Source organism: Shewanella woodyi ATCC 51908, from assembly GCF_000019525.1.
GTDB classification, from domain to species: Bacteria; Pseudomonadota; Gammaproteobacteria; order Enterobacterales; family Shewanellaceae; genus Shewanella; species Shewanella woodyi.
Map to the genome: position 1 here is coordinate 3,037,574 of NC_010506.1, position 18,097 is coordinate 3,055,670.

At 43.5% G+C, this 18,097-nt stretch carries 13 protein-coding genes and 9 tRNA genes; 4 read left to right on the forward strand and 18 right to left on the reverse strand.

Features of this window, described 5'->3' with window-relative positions; translation table 11 throughout:
• Positions 1–3 precede the first annotated feature (3 nt).
• The gene (thrS, locus tag SWOO_RS12750) at positions 4–1,932 is read right to left on the reverse strand and encodes a threonine--tRNA ligase (protein ID WP_012325109.1); all 1,929 of its coding nucleotides are present in this window, start codon (positions 1,930–1,932) and stop codon (positions 4–6) included.
• Positions 1,933–2,218: 286 nt separating this feature from the next.
• Here thrS and SWOO_RS12755 point away from each other — a divergent pair, with 286 nt between their 5' ends.
• Both SWOO_RS12755 and SWOO_RS25975 read left to right on the forward strand, forming a co-directional pair.
• Complete coding sequence (locus SWOO_RS12755; protein WP_041417638.1) at positions 2,219–2,530, forward strand: hypothetical protein; 312 nt, start codon at positions 2,219–2,221, stop codon at positions 2,528–2,530.
• A 145-nt stretch (positions 2,531–2,675) separates the two neighbouring features.
• Positions 2,676–2,876, forward strand: coding sequence for a CPXCG motif-containing cysteine-rich protein (locus tag SWOO_RS25975; RefSeq protein WP_012325111.1), 201 nt, complete (start codon positions 2,676–2,678; stop codon positions 2,874–2,876).
• Positions 2,877–2,974: 98 nt separating this feature from the next.
• Here SWOO_RS25975 and SWOO_RS12760 read toward each other — a convergent pair.
• The 10 genes from SWOO_RS12760 to SWOO_RS12805 form a co-directional block, all read right to left on the reverse strand.
• Positions 2,975–3,051: transfer RNA gene (locus SWOO_RS12760), tRNA-Val, on the reverse strand.
• Positions 3,052–3,203: 152 nt separating this feature from the next.
• Positions 3,204–3,280: transfer RNA gene (locus SWOO_RS12765), tRNA-Met, on the reverse strand.
• 45 nt (positions 3,281–3,325) lie between these two features.
• Positions 3,326–3,402: transfer RNA gene (locus tag SWOO_RS12770), tRNA-Met, on the reverse strand.
• A gap of 192 nt (positions 3,403–3,594) precedes the next feature.
• A tRNA-Met gene (locus tag SWOO_RS12775) sits at positions 3,595–3,671 on the reverse strand.
• A gap of 194 nt (positions 3,672–3,865) precedes the next feature.
• Positions 3,866–3,942 (reverse strand) — tRNA-Met (locus SWOO_RS12780).
• A 194-nt stretch (positions 3,943–4,136) separates the two neighbouring features.
• Positions 4,137–4,213 (reverse strand) — tRNA-Met (locus SWOO_RS12785).
• 192 nt (positions 4,214–4,405) lie between these two features.
• Positions 4,406–4,482 (reverse strand) — tRNA-Val (locus SWOO_RS12790).
• A gap of 2 nt (positions 4,483–4,484) precedes the next feature.
• Positions 4,485–4,561, reverse strand: a tRNA-Met gene (locus SWOO_RS12795).
• 45 nt (positions 4,562–4,606) lie between these two features.
• A tRNA-Val gene (locus SWOO_RS12800) sits at positions 4,607–4,683 on the reverse strand.
• 302 nt (positions 4,684–4,985) lie between these two features.
• The gene (locus tag SWOO_RS12805) at positions 4,986–6,362 is read right to left on the reverse strand and encodes an MATE family efflux transporter (protein WP_012325112.1); all 1,377 of its coding nucleotides are present in this window, start codon (positions 6,360–6,362) and stop codon (positions 4,986–4,988) included.
• A gap of 31 nt (positions 6,363–6,393) precedes the next feature.
• Between SWOO_RS12805 and SWOO_RS12810 the strand changes: the two genes are divergently transcribed.
• Positions 6,394–7,008 (forward strand): riboflavin synthase, encoded by a 615-nt coding sequence (locus SWOO_RS12810; protein ID WP_012325113.1) that lies wholly within the window; start codon positions 6,394–6,396, stop codon positions 7,006–7,008.
• Between the two features lie 70 nt (positions 7,009–7,078).
• Here the strand turns inward: SWOO_RS12810 and prpF are convergent, their stop codons facing one another.
• The 5 genes from prpF to SWOO_RS12835 form a co-directional block, all read right to left on the reverse strand.
• Entirely contained in the window at positions 7,079–8,296 is a 1,218-nt protein-coding gene (prpF, locus tag SWOO_RS12815) for a 2-methylaconitate cis-trans isomerase PrpF (RefSeq protein WP_012325114.1), read from the reverse strand.
• 91 nt (positions 8,297–8,387) lie between these two features.
• Complete coding sequence (acnD, locus tag SWOO_RS12820; protein WP_012325115.1) at positions 8,388–10,997, reverse strand: Fe/S-dependent 2-methylisocitrate dehydratase AcnD; 2,610 nt, start codon at positions 10,995–10,997, stop codon at positions 8,388–8,390.
• Between the two features lie 173 nt (positions 10,998–11,170).
• Entirely contained in the window at positions 11,171–12,295 is a 1,125-nt protein-coding gene (prpC, locus tag SWOO_RS12825; protein ID WP_012325116.1) for a bifunctional 2-methylcitrate synthase/citrate synthase, read from the reverse strand.
• Between the two features lie 105 nt (positions 12,296–12,400).
• Positions 12,401–13,279 carry a methylisocitrate lyase gene (gene prpB, locus SWOO_RS12830; protein ID WP_012325117.1) on the reverse strand — a complete coding sequence of 293 codons (879 nt, stop codon included), beginning with the start codon at positions 13,277–13,279 and terminating at the stop codon, positions 12,401–12,403.
• A gap of 48 nt (positions 13,280–13,327) precedes the next feature.
• Positions 13,328–13,990 (reverse strand): GntR family transcriptional regulator, encoded by a 663-nt coding sequence (locus SWOO_RS12835; protein WP_012325118.1) that lies wholly within the window; start codon positions 13,988–13,990, stop codon positions 13,328–13,330.
• Between the two features lie 179 nt (positions 13,991–14,169).
• Here SWOO_RS12835 and SWOO_RS12840 point away from each other — a divergent pair, with 179 nt between their 5' ends.
• Complete coding sequence (locus SWOO_RS12840; protein ID WP_012325119.1) at positions 14,170–15,021, forward strand: hypothetical protein; 852 nt, start codon at positions 14,170–14,172, stop codon at positions 15,019–15,021.
• Positions 15,022–15,364: 343 nt separating this feature from the next.
• Here the strand turns inward: SWOO_RS12840 and SWOO_RS12845 are convergent, their stop codons facing one another.
• Positions 15,365–16,066, reverse strand: a complete 702-nt coding sequence (locus SWOO_RS12845) for a DUF1266 domain-containing protein (protein ID WP_012325121.1) — start codon at positions 16,064–16,066, stop codon at positions 15,365–15,367.
• Complete coding sequence (locus tag SWOO_RS12850; RefSeq protein WP_012325122.1) at positions 16,059–18,095, reverse strand: J domain-containing protein; 2,037 nt, start codon at positions 18,093–18,095, stop codon at positions 16,059–16,061. Before SWOO_RS12850 ends, SWOO_RS12845 begins: the two co-directional genes overlap by 8 nt.
• Positions 18,096–18,097 lie beyond the last annotated feature (2 nt).

The window sequence follows — 18,097 nt, forward strand, 5'->3', positions numbered from 1 at the left end:
GACCTATTCCTCCAACAAATTGAGACTACGGAGCGAAATTTGTTCTTTTATCTTAGATGCAAATTCAGAAATTTGAATCTTACCTAAGTCAACACCATCTCTGGTTCGCACCGCAACTTCCTTATTTTCCATCTCTTGATCACCTACGACCAATAAATAAGGTACACGCCTTAGTGTGTGTTCGCGTATCTTAAAGCCTATCTTCTCATTCCTCAAGTCTTTAGAGGCACGAATACCGTTTTCTTTTAAAATATTTACGACTTCGTCGACATAATCGGACTGTTTGTCGGTAATATTCATCACAACGGCTTGCATAGGCGCTAACCAAGTAGGGAATTTACCCGCATACTCTTCGATTAGAATGCCTAAGAAACGCTCTAATGAGCCTAATATTGCACGGTGGATCATCACTGGAGTTTGGCGACTATTGTCTTCAGCAACATAAGTTGCACCAAGACGTCCTGGTAGTGCGTAATCTAGCTGAACCGTACCACACTGCCATGCACGATCTAGACAGTCATGGAGTGTAAATTCAATTTTAGGACCATAGAAAGCACCTTCACCAGGTAAGATTTCATAGGCGATATCATTCGCTGTTAGCGCTTGTTTAAGTGCTTCTTCCGCGCGATCCCACATATCATCGTCACCGATGCGTTTTTCTGGACGTGTAGAGAGCTTAACCACGATATCTTTGAAGCCAAAGGTCTCATAAGTATCGTAAACCATCTTAATACAAGCACTCACCTCTTGCTGAACTTGATCTTCAGTACAGAAAACATGGGCATCATCTTGAGTAAAGCCGCGAACACGCATTAAGCCGTGTAATGAACCCGATGGCTCATTGCGGTGACAACAACCAAACTCAGCCATACGAAGTGGCAGATCACGGTAAGACTTCAAACCTTGATTGAAGATCTGCACATGACCTGGGCAGTTCATCGGCTTAATCGCATATTCACGATTTTCAGAGTTAGTTGTGAACATCGCCTCTGAGTATTTATCCCAATGTCCAGAGCGTTCCCAAAGTACGCGATCCATCATTAACGGACCTTTCACTTCTTGGTAGGTGTATTGACCTAGCTTTTGACGAATAAACTTCTCAAGTTCAAGGAACAGGCTCCAACCATCGTTATGCCAGAACACCATACCAGGTGCTTCCTCTTGCATATGATAAAGGTCAAGCTGTTTACCTATCTTACGATGATCGCGTTTTGCCGCTTCTTCTAAACGATTAAGATGGACTTTAAGTGCTTTCTTATCTGCCCAAGCAGTACCATAAACACGTTGAAGCATCTTGTTGTCAGAGTTACCGCGCCAATAGGCACCAGCAACACTCATTAACTTAAAGTGTTGGCAAAACTTCATGTTTGGAACATGAGGACCCCGGCACATATCAACATACTCTTCATGGTGATATAGCGCTGGTTGATCGTCTTTACTGATATTTTCATCCAAGATTTCCATCTTGTATGTTTCACCACGTGCTTCAAACGTATCACGGGCGACTTGCCAGCTACCTACTCGCTTTTCAACTATATAGTTAGTCTTAGCAAGTTGTACCATGCGCTTCTCCAGCGCATCGATATCTTCCTGGGTCAGCTTGTGGTCAAGATCGATATCATAATAGAAGCCATTATCGATTACTGGACCAATTGCCATTTTCGCTTCCGGCCATAACTGCTTGAATGCATGGCCTAATAGATGAGCACATGAGTGACGAAGGATCTCAACACCCTCTTCATCTTTTGCTGTGATGATAGATAACTCTGAATCTGTGTCTATGATATCGCAAGCATCTTTCAGCTCGCCATTAACTCGACCGGCAATACACGCTTTCGCGAGGCCAGGTCCGATATCAGCAGCAACATCTAAAGTAGAAACAGGGGTAGCAAACTCACGTTTGCTTCCATCAGGAAGTGTAATAACAGGCATGAAAATTCCTTATCCAGTGGTGACCCCTACGTAGGGCCACTTGCTAATTAAATAATAAAATGAAAAGCACTTATGGGATAAGCCATTACAAGAGTCTTATACACCTTAAGCACAAGAGCGTAATTCTACGAGATCACGGCAGTCCTACGCAAGAGGTTACCAAGATTTATGGTATAGAAAAGTATCACAACCTGCTTTTGCTAATGTCATGATTTTAAAATTTTATTGTCATGTTTCTTTAATATCAAATCTCTACTCTATCCAGAAAATAACTAAGGAGGTAAAAATGATCAATTTAATACTGCTTACAAGCGCTCTACTTCAGCTTCCAAGCAATACGCTTGTTAGCAATGATGTTACAAAAACGACTTTAGAAACTGTGCATACGAAAGCCTTCATAGAAACATGGGAGCCTCAGGAACACTCTGTTAGCTTAGATAATATAGAACAACGGCTATCAATGGAGATAATGGCTAACCTTGATGGCGAATTTGAGTTGGTGTTGGCAAAAATTGATGATGAATTAACCAGTCAGGTTGAGTTGTCAATTGAAACACATTCCACCATGGAAAAACTCACCCAACAAAATGCTAAATAAGCACTTCTAGTACCGTTTTATGAAAGTAAATAAAGCTTCTTTCTGTCACCTATACTGATACATAAAGGTAATACCTCTCTACTGGTAATACTTGCTCTATAGGCGCATAGTAGAGGTCTTGTTTGTAAGAAGTGAGGTAATAGCGATGAAGTTTACCACTCAAACAATCAGTTGTCCCCATTGCGGCCACCATCAACACATTGATGTGGATGGGACTTCTGGAGATCAAGATTACTATGATGACTGCAGGATCTGTTGTAATCCAATACACCTTAGGATTCACTTGGATGAAGCCCGACACACCTTAGAGTTGTATGTGGACGCAGGTGATGAACAGATCTACTAGATGTTGGTAAATAACAGGCACAAAAAAACCAGCTTTAGCTGGCCTACTTAACTTTAATGATAAAGTTTATTCTAACTGATAACTCTTTAGAAGAGAATTGGTACAACCGAGTGGATTCGAACCACCGACCCCTACCATGTCAAGGTAGTGCTCTAACCAACTGAGCTACGGTTGTATTGGTTGCGGGAGCTGGATTGCTCTTTACAAAATCTTTGGCAACGACCTTCGCCATGTTTTTATAAGAGTTGAGTCCGAGTTGTTTTCACACTGCTCCATTCCGCGACTGTTTTACTGCTAATAACTGTTTTGATTCTGTTATAAAAGAATTGGTTGCGGGAGCCGGATTTGAACCAACGACCTTCGGGTTATGAGCCCGACGAGCTACCAAACTGCTCCATCCCGCGACTGTTTTACTGCTAATAACTGTTTTAATTCTGTTATAAAAGAATTGGTTGCGGGAGCCGGATTTGAACCAACGACCTTCGGGTTATGAGCCCGACGAGCTACCAAACTGCTCCATCCCGCGTTCGATAACGCTATAAGTTATTTTGATTCTACTTACAAAGAATTGGCTGCGGGAGCCGGATTACTCTTTACATAAGCTTGGCAACGACCTTCGCCATGTTTTTATAAGAGTTGAGTCCGAGTAGTTTTCACACTGCTCCATCCCGCGACTGTTTTACTGCTAATAACTGTTTTGATTCTGTTATAAAAGAATTGGTTGCGGGAGCCGGATTTGAACCAACGACCTTCGGGTTATGAGCCCGACGAGCTACCAAACTGCTCCATCCCGCGACTGTTTTACTGCTAATAACTGTTTTGATTCTGTTATAAAAGAATTGGTTGCGGGAGCCGGATTACTCTTTACAAAATCTTGGCAACGACCTTCGCCATGTTTTTATAAGAGTTGAGTCCGAGTAGTTTTCAAACTGCTCCATCCCGCGACTGTTTTACTGCTAATAACTGTTTTGATTCTGTTATAAAAGAATTGGTTGCGGGAGCCGGATTTGAACCAACGACCTTCGGGTTATGAGCCCGACGAGCTACCAAACTGCTCCATCCCGCGACTGTTTTACTGCTAATAACTGTTTTGATTCTGTTATAAAAGAATTGGTTGCGGGAGCCGGATTACTCTTTACAAAAGCTTGGCAACGACCTTCGCCATGTTTTTATAAGAGTAGAGTCCGAGTAGTTTTCACACTGCTCCATCCCGCGACTGTTTTACTGCTAATAACTGTTTTAATTCTGTTATAAAAGAATTGGTTGCGGGAGCCGGATTTGAACCAACGACCTTCGGGTTATGAGCCCGACGAGCTACCAAACTGCTCCATCCCGCGTCCGATAACGCTATAAGTTATTTTGATTCTACTTACAAAGAATTGGCTGCGGGAGCCGGATTACTCTTTACAGAAGCTTGGCAACGACCTTCGCCATGTTTTTATAAGAGTTGAGTCCGAGTAGTTTTCACACTGCTCCATCCCGCGACTGTTTTACTGCTAATAACTGTTTTGATTCTGTTATAAAAGAATTGGTACAACCGAGTGGATTCGAACCACCGACCCCTACCATGTCAAGGTAGTGCTCTAACCAACTGAGCTACGGTTGTATTGGTTGCGGGAGCCGGATTTGAACCAACGACCTTCGGGTTATGAGCCCGACGAGCTACCAAACTGCTCCATCCCGCGACTGTTTTACTGCTAATAACTGTTTTGATTCTGTTATAAAAGAATTGGTACAACCGAGTGGATTCGAACCACCGACCCCTACCATGTCAAGGTAGTGCTCTAACCAACTGAGCTACGGTTGTATTGGTTGCGGGAGCTGGATTACTCTTTACAAAAGCTTGGCAACGACCTTCGCCATGTTTTTATAAGAGTTGAGTCCGAGTAGCTTTTACACTGCTCAATCCCACGACTGTGTTACTAACTGTCCTTTCGGCTATTGCCTTGGAACGAGCGCTATAATACGGGATACAGTTTTTGTTGCAAGTAAAAATGTCATATTTAAGTTTAAGTGTTGCTTTGCTGCTCAACTTGCTCTTTTATAGTGCATATTACGTAAAAAGAAGCCAATTTGGCTTCTTTTTACGATTTAAAATACACAATTTAACTACGCATCTGAGGCATCTACAATTGCCTCTTTAAAGAAACCTCGCTTTTGAATATAACGTAACCTTAAAGCAAACAGCACTGCCGCAGTTGTTAAGCCAGCGATTAATCCTATCCAGAAACCATGAGCCCCCATAGCTGGCACGATAAGATCTGTTCTTGCTAGTATATAGCCTAGCAACATGCCAACAGCCCAATAGGAGAACAAAGTGATATAAAAAGCACTTCTTGTGTCCTTATATCCTCTTAACGCCCCGGCCGCGACAACTTGCACCGAATCAGATAATTGATAAAGAGCAGCAAGAAACATTAAGCTTCCTGCTAGTGTCACCACTTCTGGGTTATCGTTATATAGATAAGCAATTTCAGTTCTAAACAGAACAGTAATGACCGCAGTCACCATAGCTAGTGTAAAGGAGATACCTAAACCTAATTTGGCAATCAAAGCCGATATCTCAGTTTTATCTTGCCCTAAGTAATATCCCACGCGAATCGATACCGCAATGCCGATAGACAAAGGCAACATAAATACAATAGATGAGAAATTCAAAGCAATTTGATGGCCCGCAACCACATTAGCACCTAAGGGAGCTAACAGTAGTGCAATAACAGCAAACAGACTCACTTCAAAAAAGAGTGCCATTGCGATGGGAAAACCATGTTTAGTCATATCCCATATTGTAGAGAGATGAGGTTTATGAAATGACTTAAAAGGCGCTAACTCTGCAAACTTTTTATGTAGCTGCATATACACAATCATGGCAACAAACATGGCCCAAAAAACTAATGCAGTCGCTAGACCACAACCAGCTCCTCCCATAGCGGGCATACCAAAATGGCCATAGATAAATATATAGTTAGCAGGAATATTCACAGCAAGTCCTACAAAACCTATTATCATGGTCGGTAAGGTATAAGAGATACCCTCGCTGCATCCTCTTAATACTTGATAAAGAACAAAAGCAGGTACGCCCCAAGCAAACCCCTCTAGGTAGCCGATACTCAAACGGGCCAATTCAGGTTCCAACTCCATCATGGTGAAGATGTTTTCTGCAAAACTAAGAAACAGGATCACACCTAGGCTACCAATTATGGCAATATAACCTGCTTGAAAAGCAAGTGGTTGAATAGCCTTTTGGTTATTAGCCCCATGGTGATGAGCAAATACCGGTGTAAATGCAAGCAGTAAGCCTTGCACAAACAGTAGCGCAGGTAACCACAAGCTGGTTCCGATAGCGACTGCCGCCATATCTACCGCGCTCACTCGCCCCGCCATGACGGTATCAATAAATCCCATCATGGTTTGAGTAACTTGTGCAATAAGAACGGGAAGTGCAAGCTGCACTAAACGTTTGGCCTGAAAGCCGTAATGATTCATTAAAATGCCTTTAATTCTGACGAGAGAAAATATGTTTACAGGTATAGTTCAAGCCACGTGCGAAGTGGTTGCGATAAATAAGAAAGATGGCTTAAATACGCTAGAGATCGCTATGAAATCCGATTTACGTGAAGGGCTCATAACAGGCGCAAGTGTTGCTAACAACGGTGTCTGTTTAACGGTTACACGAATTGCTGATGATAGGGTGTTTTTCGATGTAATGGAAGAGACCTTGAGTGTGACTAACCTCTCAAATTTACAACTTGGTTCTAAGGTTAATATTGAACGCTCATTGACCTTTGGCAGTGAAATTGGTGGCCACATTCTTTCCGGACATATACATACTCAAGCAAGAGTTCTAGAAGTGAGCCATACCGAGGCTCATTTTGATATAAAACTCGAAGTCGATCCTAAGTGGATGAACTACATTCTTTATAAAGGTTTCGTAGGCGTTAATGGTTGTAGTTTAACAGTTGGTGAAGTCACAGAGACTAGCTTTATGCTGCATCTTATTCCAGAAACCTTGAAACTCACAAACCTTGATATCATCAAAGCTGGTGAGACATTAAATATCGAGATAGACAGTCAAACCCAAGCCATTGTCGACACCGTTGAGCGTGTACTTGCCAAAAGAGCTAATATATAAAGTATTAACAGGTAAAATTTAAAAGGCCGACTCCTGTAATAGAAGTCGGCCTTTAACTTAAGCTTTTTACCTAACTAAGCGTATCACCAGGCACCCTCACCCGTCCTTCCATTAATACGCGTGCGCTTCTACTCATGACGGCCTTAGTTACGCGCCACTCATTATCAATACATCTAGCCTCAGCTCCCACACGCAATGTACCTGATGGATGGCCGAAATGAACAGACTCACGTTCGCCACCACCAGCTGCAATATTCACTAGCGTGCCGGGGATCGCGGCCGCAGTTCCAATGGCAACAGCCGCAGTGCCCATCATGGCATGATGCAGTTTCCCCATCGATAGCGCCCTAACATTTAAGTCTATCTCAGTCGATAGAACCCTTTTGCCACTTGAAGAGATGTAATCACAAGCCTTGCCAACGATGGCCACCTTAGGTGTATGTTGCCTGCTTGCCGCTTCATCAATATGGCTAATAAGCCCCATTTTAACGGCGCCATGAGCTCGGATTGTTTCAAAGCGCTTAAGGACCTCGGCATCACTATTAATGTCATCTTGAAGCTCTGCACCGGTATAACCAAGATCGCTTGCATTGATAAAGATCGTCGGGATCCCAGCGTTGATCATTGTCGCTTTAACATTACCTGATGCAATAACATCGGTAGGTAGGGCTAACTCATCCACTAGGTTCCCCGTTGGAAACATGGAGCCATCACCATCGGCGGGGTCCATAAATTCAACCTGCACTTCGGCAGCTGGAAAAGTGACGCCATCGAGCTCAAAGTCACCGGTTTCCTGCACTTCACCATCCGTAATGGGAACATGAGCAATAATGGTTTTACTGATATTTGCTTGCCAAATTCGCACCACAGCGATGCCATTATCGGGAACTCGACTAGCATCAACTAAGCCACTGCTAATAGCAAATGAACCGACAGCCGCAGACAGATTACCGCAGTTACCACTCCAGTCAACGAAAGGCTTATCAATGCCAACCTGTCCAAACAAGTAGTCAACATCATGATCTTGCTGACGACTTTTAGAGATAATGACTGTTTTACTTGTACTTGAGGTCGCCCCTCCCATACCGTCAGTTTGCTTCCCGTAAGGATCTGGGCTGCCGATCACTCTCAGTAGTAGTGCATCACGGGCCTTACCCGCAATTTTAGCCTGCGCTGGCAGGTCCTCAAGATTAAAGAAGACTCCTTTACTTGTGCCACCACGCATATAGGTCGCAGGTACTTTTATCTGAGGAGAAAATACAGTCTTACCTTTCTCATCCTGAAGCATAAATATCACCCTTTAATGAAGAGTGGCGCAATAGTGCGCCACGATAAATACCTAATGATTAACAATCAAGTCGTCAAGCAGACAAATGAGCTTAGGCCGCAGATGAAGATTCAAGGAAGTCTTGAGCAAAACGCTGCAAAATACCGCCAGCTTCATAAATAGAGACCTCCTCTGCGGTATCTAAGCGACACTTAACTGGAACCTCGACGGACTCGCCGTTTTTACGGTTGATAATAAGCGTTAACCTTGCACCAGGAGTTCGATCTCCAACCACATCATAGGTCTCTGTACCATCGATTTGATACGTATGGCGGTTTTCGCCATTGGTGAACTCAAGGGGTAACACGCCCATTCCCACTAAATTAGTTCGATGAATACGCTCAAACCCTTCGGCCACAATCACTTCAACGCCAGCAAGACGAACACCTTTAGCGGCCCAGTCGCGGCTTGAGCCTTGACCATAATCAGCACCAGCAATGATGATCAGTGGCTGTTTACGATCCATGTAAGTTTCAATCGCCTCCCACATGCGTGAGACTTCACCCTCAGGCTCAATACGAGCTAATGATCCCTGCTTAATTTCAGTCTCTCCATTTTTGCCCAATGTCGTGACCATCTCATTAAAGAGTTTAGGATTAGCAAAAGTGGCCCGCTGTGCAGTCAAGTGATCACCGCGGTGAGTTGCGTAGGAGTTAAAGTCCACCTCAGGTAGACCCATCTTATCTAAATACGCACCAGCAGCACTGTCGAGCATGATCGCATTTGAAGGAGACAAGTGGTCTGTTGTGATGTTATCACCCAGTACTGCTAAGGGACGCATCCCTTTCATACTTCTCTCACCTGCCAGTGCTCCTTCCCAATAGGGAGGACGACGAATATAGGTACTCTGTGGTCGCCAATCATACTGCGGATCATTGTTTGCTCCATACTCTACTTTAATGTCGAACATAGGCTCATACACTTTACGGAACTGTTCTGGTTTTACGCTCGCCTTGACGACCGCATCAATCTCTTCATCCGATGGCCAGATATCTTTAAGTGTGATCTCATTACCTTGAGAGTCTGTGCCTAAGCTGTCTCTCTCAATGTCGAAGCGTATGGTCCCTGCAATGGCGTAGGCCACCACTAACGGTGGTGAAGCCAAGAACGCTTGTTTAGCGTAGGGATGAATACGGCCATCGAAATTACGATTACCAGAAAGCACTGCTGTGGCGTAAAGATCTCTGTCGATTACCTCCTGTTGGATAACAGGGTCAAGCGCCCCACTCATGCCATTACAAGTGGTGCAGGCAAAACCAACGATACCAAAACCAAGACTTTCGAGCTCAGGTAACAGCTTGGCATCTTCAAGGTAGAGTTGTACCGCTTTGGATCCTGGTGCTAAAGAGGTTTTAACCCAAGGCTTACGCGTTAAACCTTTGGCATTCGCGTTACGCGCAAGCAGACCGGCTGCTATCACATTTCGAGGGTTTGAGGTGTTGGTACAGCTAGTAATGGCTGCAATGATACAAGCGCCGTCGGGCATTAAGCCCTCTTCGTTCTCTACCACACCTGCGATACCACTCTTAGCAAGCTCATTGGTAGCAACACGGCGGTGCGGGTTTGAAGGTCCCGCAATATTACGGCCAATCGATGATAAATCAAACTTGAGCACCCGCTCATACTCAGCATTTTTAAGGCTATCAGCCCATAACCCATTGGCTTTAGCATAGGTTTCAACCAGTTTTACTTGAGCATCATCTCGACCAGTCAACTTAAGGTAGTCTATGGTTTTATCATCGATGTAGAACATGGCGGCTGTAGCGCCAAACTCAGGCGTCATATTTGAGATAGTCGCTCGGTCTCCAAGTGTAAGCGCGAAAGCGCCTTCACCGAAGAATTCAAGATAGGTAGACACCACCTTCTCGCTGCGTAAAAACTCTGTGATAGCCAGTACGATATCGGTTGCAGTGATCCCACTTTGACGCTTACCCACCAGCTCAACACCGACGATATCAGGAAGACGCATATACGAGGGACGGCCAAGCATGACACTCTCAGCTTCAAGTCCACCGACTCCAATTGCTATCACACCTAATGCATCCACATGGGGAGTATGACTGTCTGTTCCTACCAAGGTGTCTGGAAAAGCCACGCCATCGCGAGCTTGAATCACAGGTGACATCTTCTCAAGATTTATCTGATGCATAATGCCGTTACCCGGCTGGATCACATCGATATTCTTAAATGCTGTTTTGGTCCAGTTGATAAAATGAAATCTATCGTCATTACGTCTGTCTTCAATGGCGCGGTTCTTATCGAACGCGTCCTTCTCAAAACCTGCATGCTCTACCGCTAATGAGTGATCCACAATCAGCTGTGTCGGTACAACAGGATTTACCTTGGAAGGGTCGCCACCTTTATCAGCAATGGCATCGCGCAATCCAGCAAGATCCACCAGCGCTGTCTGACCTAAAATGTCATGGCAAACAACACGTGCTGGATACCAAGGGAAATCCAGATCACGTTGACGGTTAATAATCTGTTTTAATGAATCTGTTAATTTTGTAGGCTCACAGCGGCGAACGAGGTTTTCAGCATATACACGGGAGGTATACGGCAGCTTATCATAGGCACCAGGGCTGATAGCCTCAACGGCGGCACGAGTGTCGAAGTAATCGAGATCGGTATCCGGTAAAGATTTACGGTAACTTGTATTCATAAGATATCCCCAGCTCACATACTGGTTTAATGCTGTTTATCGGCCAAATATCGATAGTTAGATGAAATTATTTGATAGATAAAAAGTCTTTATTATTAGTTGATAAATAGAAATTCAATCCTTATGGGGTTAGAAATTTCTAACCCCATCAAAAAATATGATAACTATTACTACTATCTTTCAGCGATAGGCTTAACCATTCTTGGCTCAGATCCTGTGTAATCCGCACTTGGACGAATAATACGGTTATTAGAGCGCTGCTCCATCACATGAGCGGCCCACCCCGTAAGACGCGAGCAGACAAATATAGGCGTGAACAACTTAGTAGGAATGCCCATAAAATGATAAGCCGATGCGTGAAAGAAATCAGCATTACAAAATAGCTTCTTGGTGTCCCACATAAACTCTTCACAGGCAACAGAGATATCGTATAACGACGTATCACCATTTTCCTGAGCCAGTTTTTCAGACCACGCCTTAATGATCACATTACGTGGATCTGAGGTACGGTAAATCGCATGACCAAAGCCCATGATCTTCTCTTTACGCTCAAGCATACCGGCCATCTGCGTCTTGGCATCTGCTGGGGAGCTAAACTTCTGGATCATATCCATTGCCGCTTCATTTGCGCCGCCATGCAGAGGGCCACGAAGTGTACCGATAGCACCTGTGATACACGAGAACATGTCAGACAGAGTCGAAGCACACACACGAGCAGTAAAGGTTGAAGCATTAAACTCATGCTCAGCGTAGAGGATCAGCGACACATCCATTACGCGTCTGTGTTGCTCTGAAGGCGTTTTGCCATTTAACAGGTGTAGGAAGTGGCCACCGAGTGAATCTTCATCTGTGACACAGTTAATCTCAACTCCATCATGAGAAAACTTGTACCAATAGCACATGATTGCAGGGAAAGCGGCAAGTAGGCGGTTAGCGGCTTGGTTTTGTTCACTAAAGTCATTTTCAGGTTCTAAATTACCGAGAAATGAGCAACCAGTACGCATCACATCCATTGGATGAGCATCGGCAGGGATACGTTGTAATACCTCTTTTAATGCCTGAGGTAGGTCGCGCATCGCCATTAACTCTGTTTTATAGGCATCAAGCTGTGCTCGATTAGGTAACTCACCATTAAACAGTAGGTATGCCACCTCTTCAAAAGTCGCATTGTCAGCTAAGTCGGCCACATCATAGCCGCAATAAGTTAATCCAGAACCTGACTTACCTACAGTACAAAGCGATGTTTCTCCAGCACTTTGACCACGAAGACCTGCACCACTGAGTTTCTTGTCTACCATAACTTGCTCCTATTCCTTTTCATTATCGACCTATGCATTGATCACTCTCTTGGGTCACCTTCTATAGATGCATAGGCTGTAGGGTATTTATTAAATTTTAAATAATTACAGATTCTTACCTTCAGCAAAAAGACTATCTAATTTCTGCTCATAGTCGTGGTAACCAAGGTAATTATAGAGATCCATGCGAGTTTGCATCGAATCAACTACCGCTTTTTGGTCACCATTTTCAAGTATCGATGTATAGACCATCTCAGCAGCTTTATTCATCGCCCTGAATGCACTTAACGGGTAGAGCACCATGTCTGCGCCCCACTCGCCTAACTCTGCTTTGTTCCACAGCTCAGTTTGGCCGAACTCGGTAATGTTAGCCAAGATAGGCACATCTAACGCTTCTGAAAATGCGCGGTAGTGCTCCTCGGTTTTAACCGCTTCGGCAAAGATCCCGTCTGCGCCTGCAGCCACATAGGCTTTAGCACGTTCAATGGCAGCCTCGATCCCCTCTTGAGCGAATGAATCGGTACGAGCCATGATAAAGAAGTCAGGATCGGTACGGGCATCAACAGCCGCCTTGATACGATCTACCATCTCCTCTGTAGAGACGATCTCTTTATTCGGGCGATGACCACAGCGTTTTTGAGCAACCTGATCTTCCATATGAACAGCAGCTGCACCAGCTTTCTCCATATCACGAATAGTCTTGGCAATATTGAATGCCCCGCCCCAACCCGTATCAATATCCACCATCAGAGGAAGATCGCAAGCTGAGGTGATGCGCTGAACATCAACAATCACATCGTTAAGTGATGTCATACCAAGATCTGGCAATCCATAGGATGCATTAGCGACGCCACCACCTGATAGGTAGATAGCCTGATGCCCAATCTGTTTTGCCATCATTGCGCTGTAAGCATTGATGGTACCGACTATCTGCAGTGGCTTGTTATCTGCTAATGCCTGACGAAATTTTTTCCCTGCACTCATCTTTCAAATCCTCTTTTTATCTCAACGATTACGCTTAATTTTGTTCTATTAACTTTGCTCTAATTTGGTTTCGACATTTCTCTGTGAATACATGATATGACGACGCATCAGCATCTCTGCGAGCTCCTCATCACGATTCGATATAGCTTGTACTATATGTCGGTGCTCATCAAAGGCGGTGGTGATCCTAGGCCCTGACATCCCTAGCTGCACTCGGTACATACGCACAAGATGATAAATACCATCAATCAACATGGTGATAAGGTGTCTGTTTTTACTGCCTAGAATAATTCGATAGTGGAAGTCGACGTCGCCAGCTTCCTGGTAATAAGACTCGCCAGTTTTGACTTTTTGAAAGTGGGTATTAAGTAAAGCGTTAAGGTCATCTATCTCTTGGGAAGTCATATTCTTAGCAGCTAAGCGCGCTGCCATCCCCTCTAAGGATTCACGAACCTGATACAGTTCAATCAGTCCCTCAGGTGTTAATGCCACCACACGAGCACCCACATTGGCTTTGCGCTCAACAAGGTTGCAGGACTCCAGACGATTAATCGCTTCACGTATAATCGCACGACTGACACTGTATTTTGTCGACAACTCAGTCTCACTGAGTTTTGAACCAGCTAACACAACACCTTCAACAATATCTTTGCGTAACTGAAAAAAGGTCTTATCAGCTGCTGTTACTGCTGTTTCATCAAAAAATGTCATAGTAGCTAACATTCACATTACATAATAGATTGTCGACAATATAGCCAAGTTATAAGTAAAGGTCAATTAAACAGCCTTAAATTGTCGACAATCAATTAAGCGTTTAAATAGGAAGGGACTAGTAGAGAAGAGTTGTTTGGGTATAATGGCCAGCTAAGTGACTCCAGTTAAAGGCTAGCATGCAGACAGTCAGTTCAAACGAACTATTATCCACACTAAGTAAAGTGACCATTATAGGCAATGCAAACGGAAAGTTAGATATCCCATCAAGTGGTGCCACCTTTATTTTTAACGGTACCAAGCCTGATAATAACCAAAGTGGAAAAGCCGAAACCCTGATTAATATCTCCAATGGCCCATTTGCTGGCTCAACCTGCCCTTTTGTTATCTCTGGCTCATTAGATGAACATGATAGCGAATCCCTCACGCTTCAACTTATCGAGATCGCGCAATCATTAGAGAAAGAGCTTAACTGTTGGCCATCAACTGGACTAGTGACCATAGTTCTGATGAGTAGGCTCTCTACACAGATAGAGGTAAAGCGTATGTCGCTACTACCAAGTCTTAAACGTGAAATGGAGATGCCAATAGAGGAGCACTTACCCTGCATGGTTCACAACTGGCTTGGTGAGCGCCGCATTGCCTTAGCCATATCGGTGCCTAATCTTAGCTGGCCGGAATTACAGTTAACTCAACCTTTATCCAAAGAAGCATTAGATAATCAAATCGAGCTAACAGACTATAATCGATGCCCCTTTGAACTGCTCACTCAGGTTCATCGACATGCACACAATGAGCTTACGTCATCAGCGGACATGCTCAATATATTAAGTTACCTATCTACAACTCATATTGAGCTTTGGTTACAACATTCAACTCAAGAGAAGCTATTGAGCTGTGAGCTGATGTTCTTTAACCAAACACCGGAGCAAACGGCTTCCTTTTGGTATTTAGTTGATAACCAAGCATCACAATACTTAGATGATATTCGTCATCGACTCGCCTATTGTCAGCAAGTGTTCAATGAATAGTAGGAAAAGAGCGAAAAAATATAGGTGCTAGCTAACTTCCACTATCTAGCACCGTTTCTCTCCCACAACGTAAAAATCAGATACACGCCCGCCAAAGGAAGCAGAGGAAGAATAGTTAACAGTAAAGCAAGAGGAATAGAGTCAACATAATAACGGATGAGGCACAGAATAATTATCACCAACACCGGGTGTGTATAAAATAAGCCTCGAATCGTCCTTGCATAAATGCTCTTGCTAACCTCAGCCCCTGGCAAACTTGCCAGCATCAACCCGAACCAAGTTATACAACCAAATAAAGTAGCAATGCCACATGCAATCTTAAGAAATAGTTCCAAGTATTAGCTCACCCAGTGCCATTGCAGTTTTCAGTTAAGTCCAAATTCCACTCTAGCGTATTCCAAGGACTTTTAGGATCACCAGTCAGCCTTCTAACTACGTCCATCTCATCCTTAGCAAAGGACTCAGTAGCATCATTACGCCAAAATTGGCGACCTGCAATATAACTTAATGCGAAGCTATGCCAACTGTCGTAAGATTGTTGAACCCTTAGAGAAATTTGCTTAATTTTTTCCCAACACTCATCCTCAGAAAACAGACCTAATGAAGCTCCCCAACGACAGATAGACACATAGCGACCATCATCCCACGCACCAATTCCGCCAATATTAAGTGTATGTCGATAATTTCTCACCAGTTGTAAACAGCTCTGCCTATCGACATTATGGGAATGAGCGTCAATATAGGCATCAATGGCGCTTTCAGATAACGTGTTGAGGTGATCTTGCATCTGCATATAGGAGCGGTTATGGCCCTCCTCACGTAACCATTTCAGCATATTGAGGTACTCTTCTCGTGTTTCAATACCCCAATCACGCATCATCATATGTTTTAAATCTTTGATATCCTCATCGCTCGTACCGTGGTGATGTAGCACATCGTGTCGTAACTCATTCATCTCGGTTAGCAACGCACTGACAGCTAACCCCCATAGCTTTACCGATGACAAGTTATCAGGGTTATAACCACTCTGCTCTGAGCTATTCATGAGTATCGCTCCTTTGATTGCTCATCTTTTCAATCTCTAATTTATAATCAGCCACAGTTTCAAGGGCTCCATCAGCATTCAAAAAGGCGCTCATTGCCAATTCAGCATTATCTAAATCCGAAACTTCACATGCTAACTTCAACCACTCTAAAGCCGATGTTCGAAACCCTGTATTATAATCAACAGCCGACTTAAAAAATGCCATCGCCTCTTTATATAACCCTAAATGACGATGGCAAACTCCTTGACGATATAAAGCACCAGAGAAGTTAGGCGCAGCTTGTAGCACCTTGTTTAAATCACCCGCTGCAGCTTTATAGCTTTGAGCTGAAATGAGCAATATCGAACGAATGGAATAGTAGATCCAAGGTCTATCATCCAAAGCAATTGCACGGTTAATGCTATTTAGCGCCTCCTCTTGCATCTCCAAATAACGCTGAGCATCCGCCAATAAAGCAAATACTCTGGCGCTATCTGGCGTTAGCATACAGGCCTTTTTGAGTAGAGACAGTGCTTCTTCATACTCTTTATGCTCAATGTAAAAGTCTGCTAATTGAACTAAAGAGTCATACCCATTAGTGCCCTCATCTTCAGCCTTCATTAACGCTGTCATATAAGCGACTTCTGCTTTTTCAGCCTGTTTTGTCGCCTCATATGCCAAACCTAACATATGGTGAAGCTCACTATTTCGATAATTAAACACTTGCTCAATATCAGAGACAAATAACCACCTGAACAATACAGAAAAAATGCTACCTTTGACTAAACGAGAGGTATTTTCAAATATAGGTTTAGTTTTATCAATAATCCCCTCAAGAAACTCAATGCATTCAGTGTATGCACCAATTTCTAAATACCCCTCAGCGATCTGTTTATGGGCTTTGGCACTATTTGGCTGCTCAACAAGTAGATCAAAGCTATGCTTAATCAATTTCTGGTTTATCTGAATTAATTGAATACGTGCTTCTACATCAAAAGGCACTTGCAACAAGGCTTGCTCATACAAACACTTCGCAGAAAAAAGATCATTAAGTTCTAAATAACAGCCAGCCAAGCCCTTTAATGCTATACCATGACTTTCATCTAGGGCTAAAACTGCTTTGTAGCTATGTGCAGCTTCACTAAACCGCTTCTGTCTATAGTCTATATTGCCTTTGTTTAAGTAACCCTCCACCCTATTAGGATGTTCTACCACTAACTTCTTGCAGTAAGCTGATGCTTGTGAAGGGCTTTGTAGGTTTTGATAATAGAGAAATAATAAGCGATCTAATTCAAAGTCTTGTACACAGAACTTATTAAGCTCGGTGATCAACTCATCACCATTTCCTTGTTTATTAAGCACCAGATACTCTAAATGCTCTCGCTTTGACAGGTATGACTCAACATCATTTATCAGGCTTGGATCAGAAAAGTCGACACCTTGGTAACTTAAGCTCCATTTAGCACGGCTAAATCGGTCAAATACGCTATCGATGAACTCTTCACTAAATTCACGTTTCAATGCAAGGTAATTGTCATACCAAGAGAAGCGTTTCTCTAGATAGTTGAAGATATTTTCAGGAATAAAAGGATAGTGGCCAATAAAGTTAAAAAGCCAAAATGCAGTGTTCTGTTTAACCTCGATGTTCCATTGCTCACCCCCGTCAAGTGCTAGCTTCCATAGTGACAGTTGTACTCTCGAATCAAAATGACCATAGAGTTCAATAATCTTTCTCTGCAACTGCTCAAAAATCCTTTTGGACTCATCAAAATCTAGCTCATTAACAGTGATAGGCTCCTGCTGAGGCTCATCTTGCTCCATTGATTTTTCAACTGTTGGGGTTAAATCTATCTCCTGAGATGAGATAAATACTTCACCTACAGAGAGACACTTTGCTTGCGCTAATGCATCTTCTAACGCAGCTCTTAAGGTTTTGAAGCCTTCAGGATCATCTTCTGGATGGTGTAATCTTAACTGTTTTGCATAAGCCCGTTTAATTAACATCTTATCGACAGTAGGCGAGATCCCAATACGTTCCCAACAGCTCATCG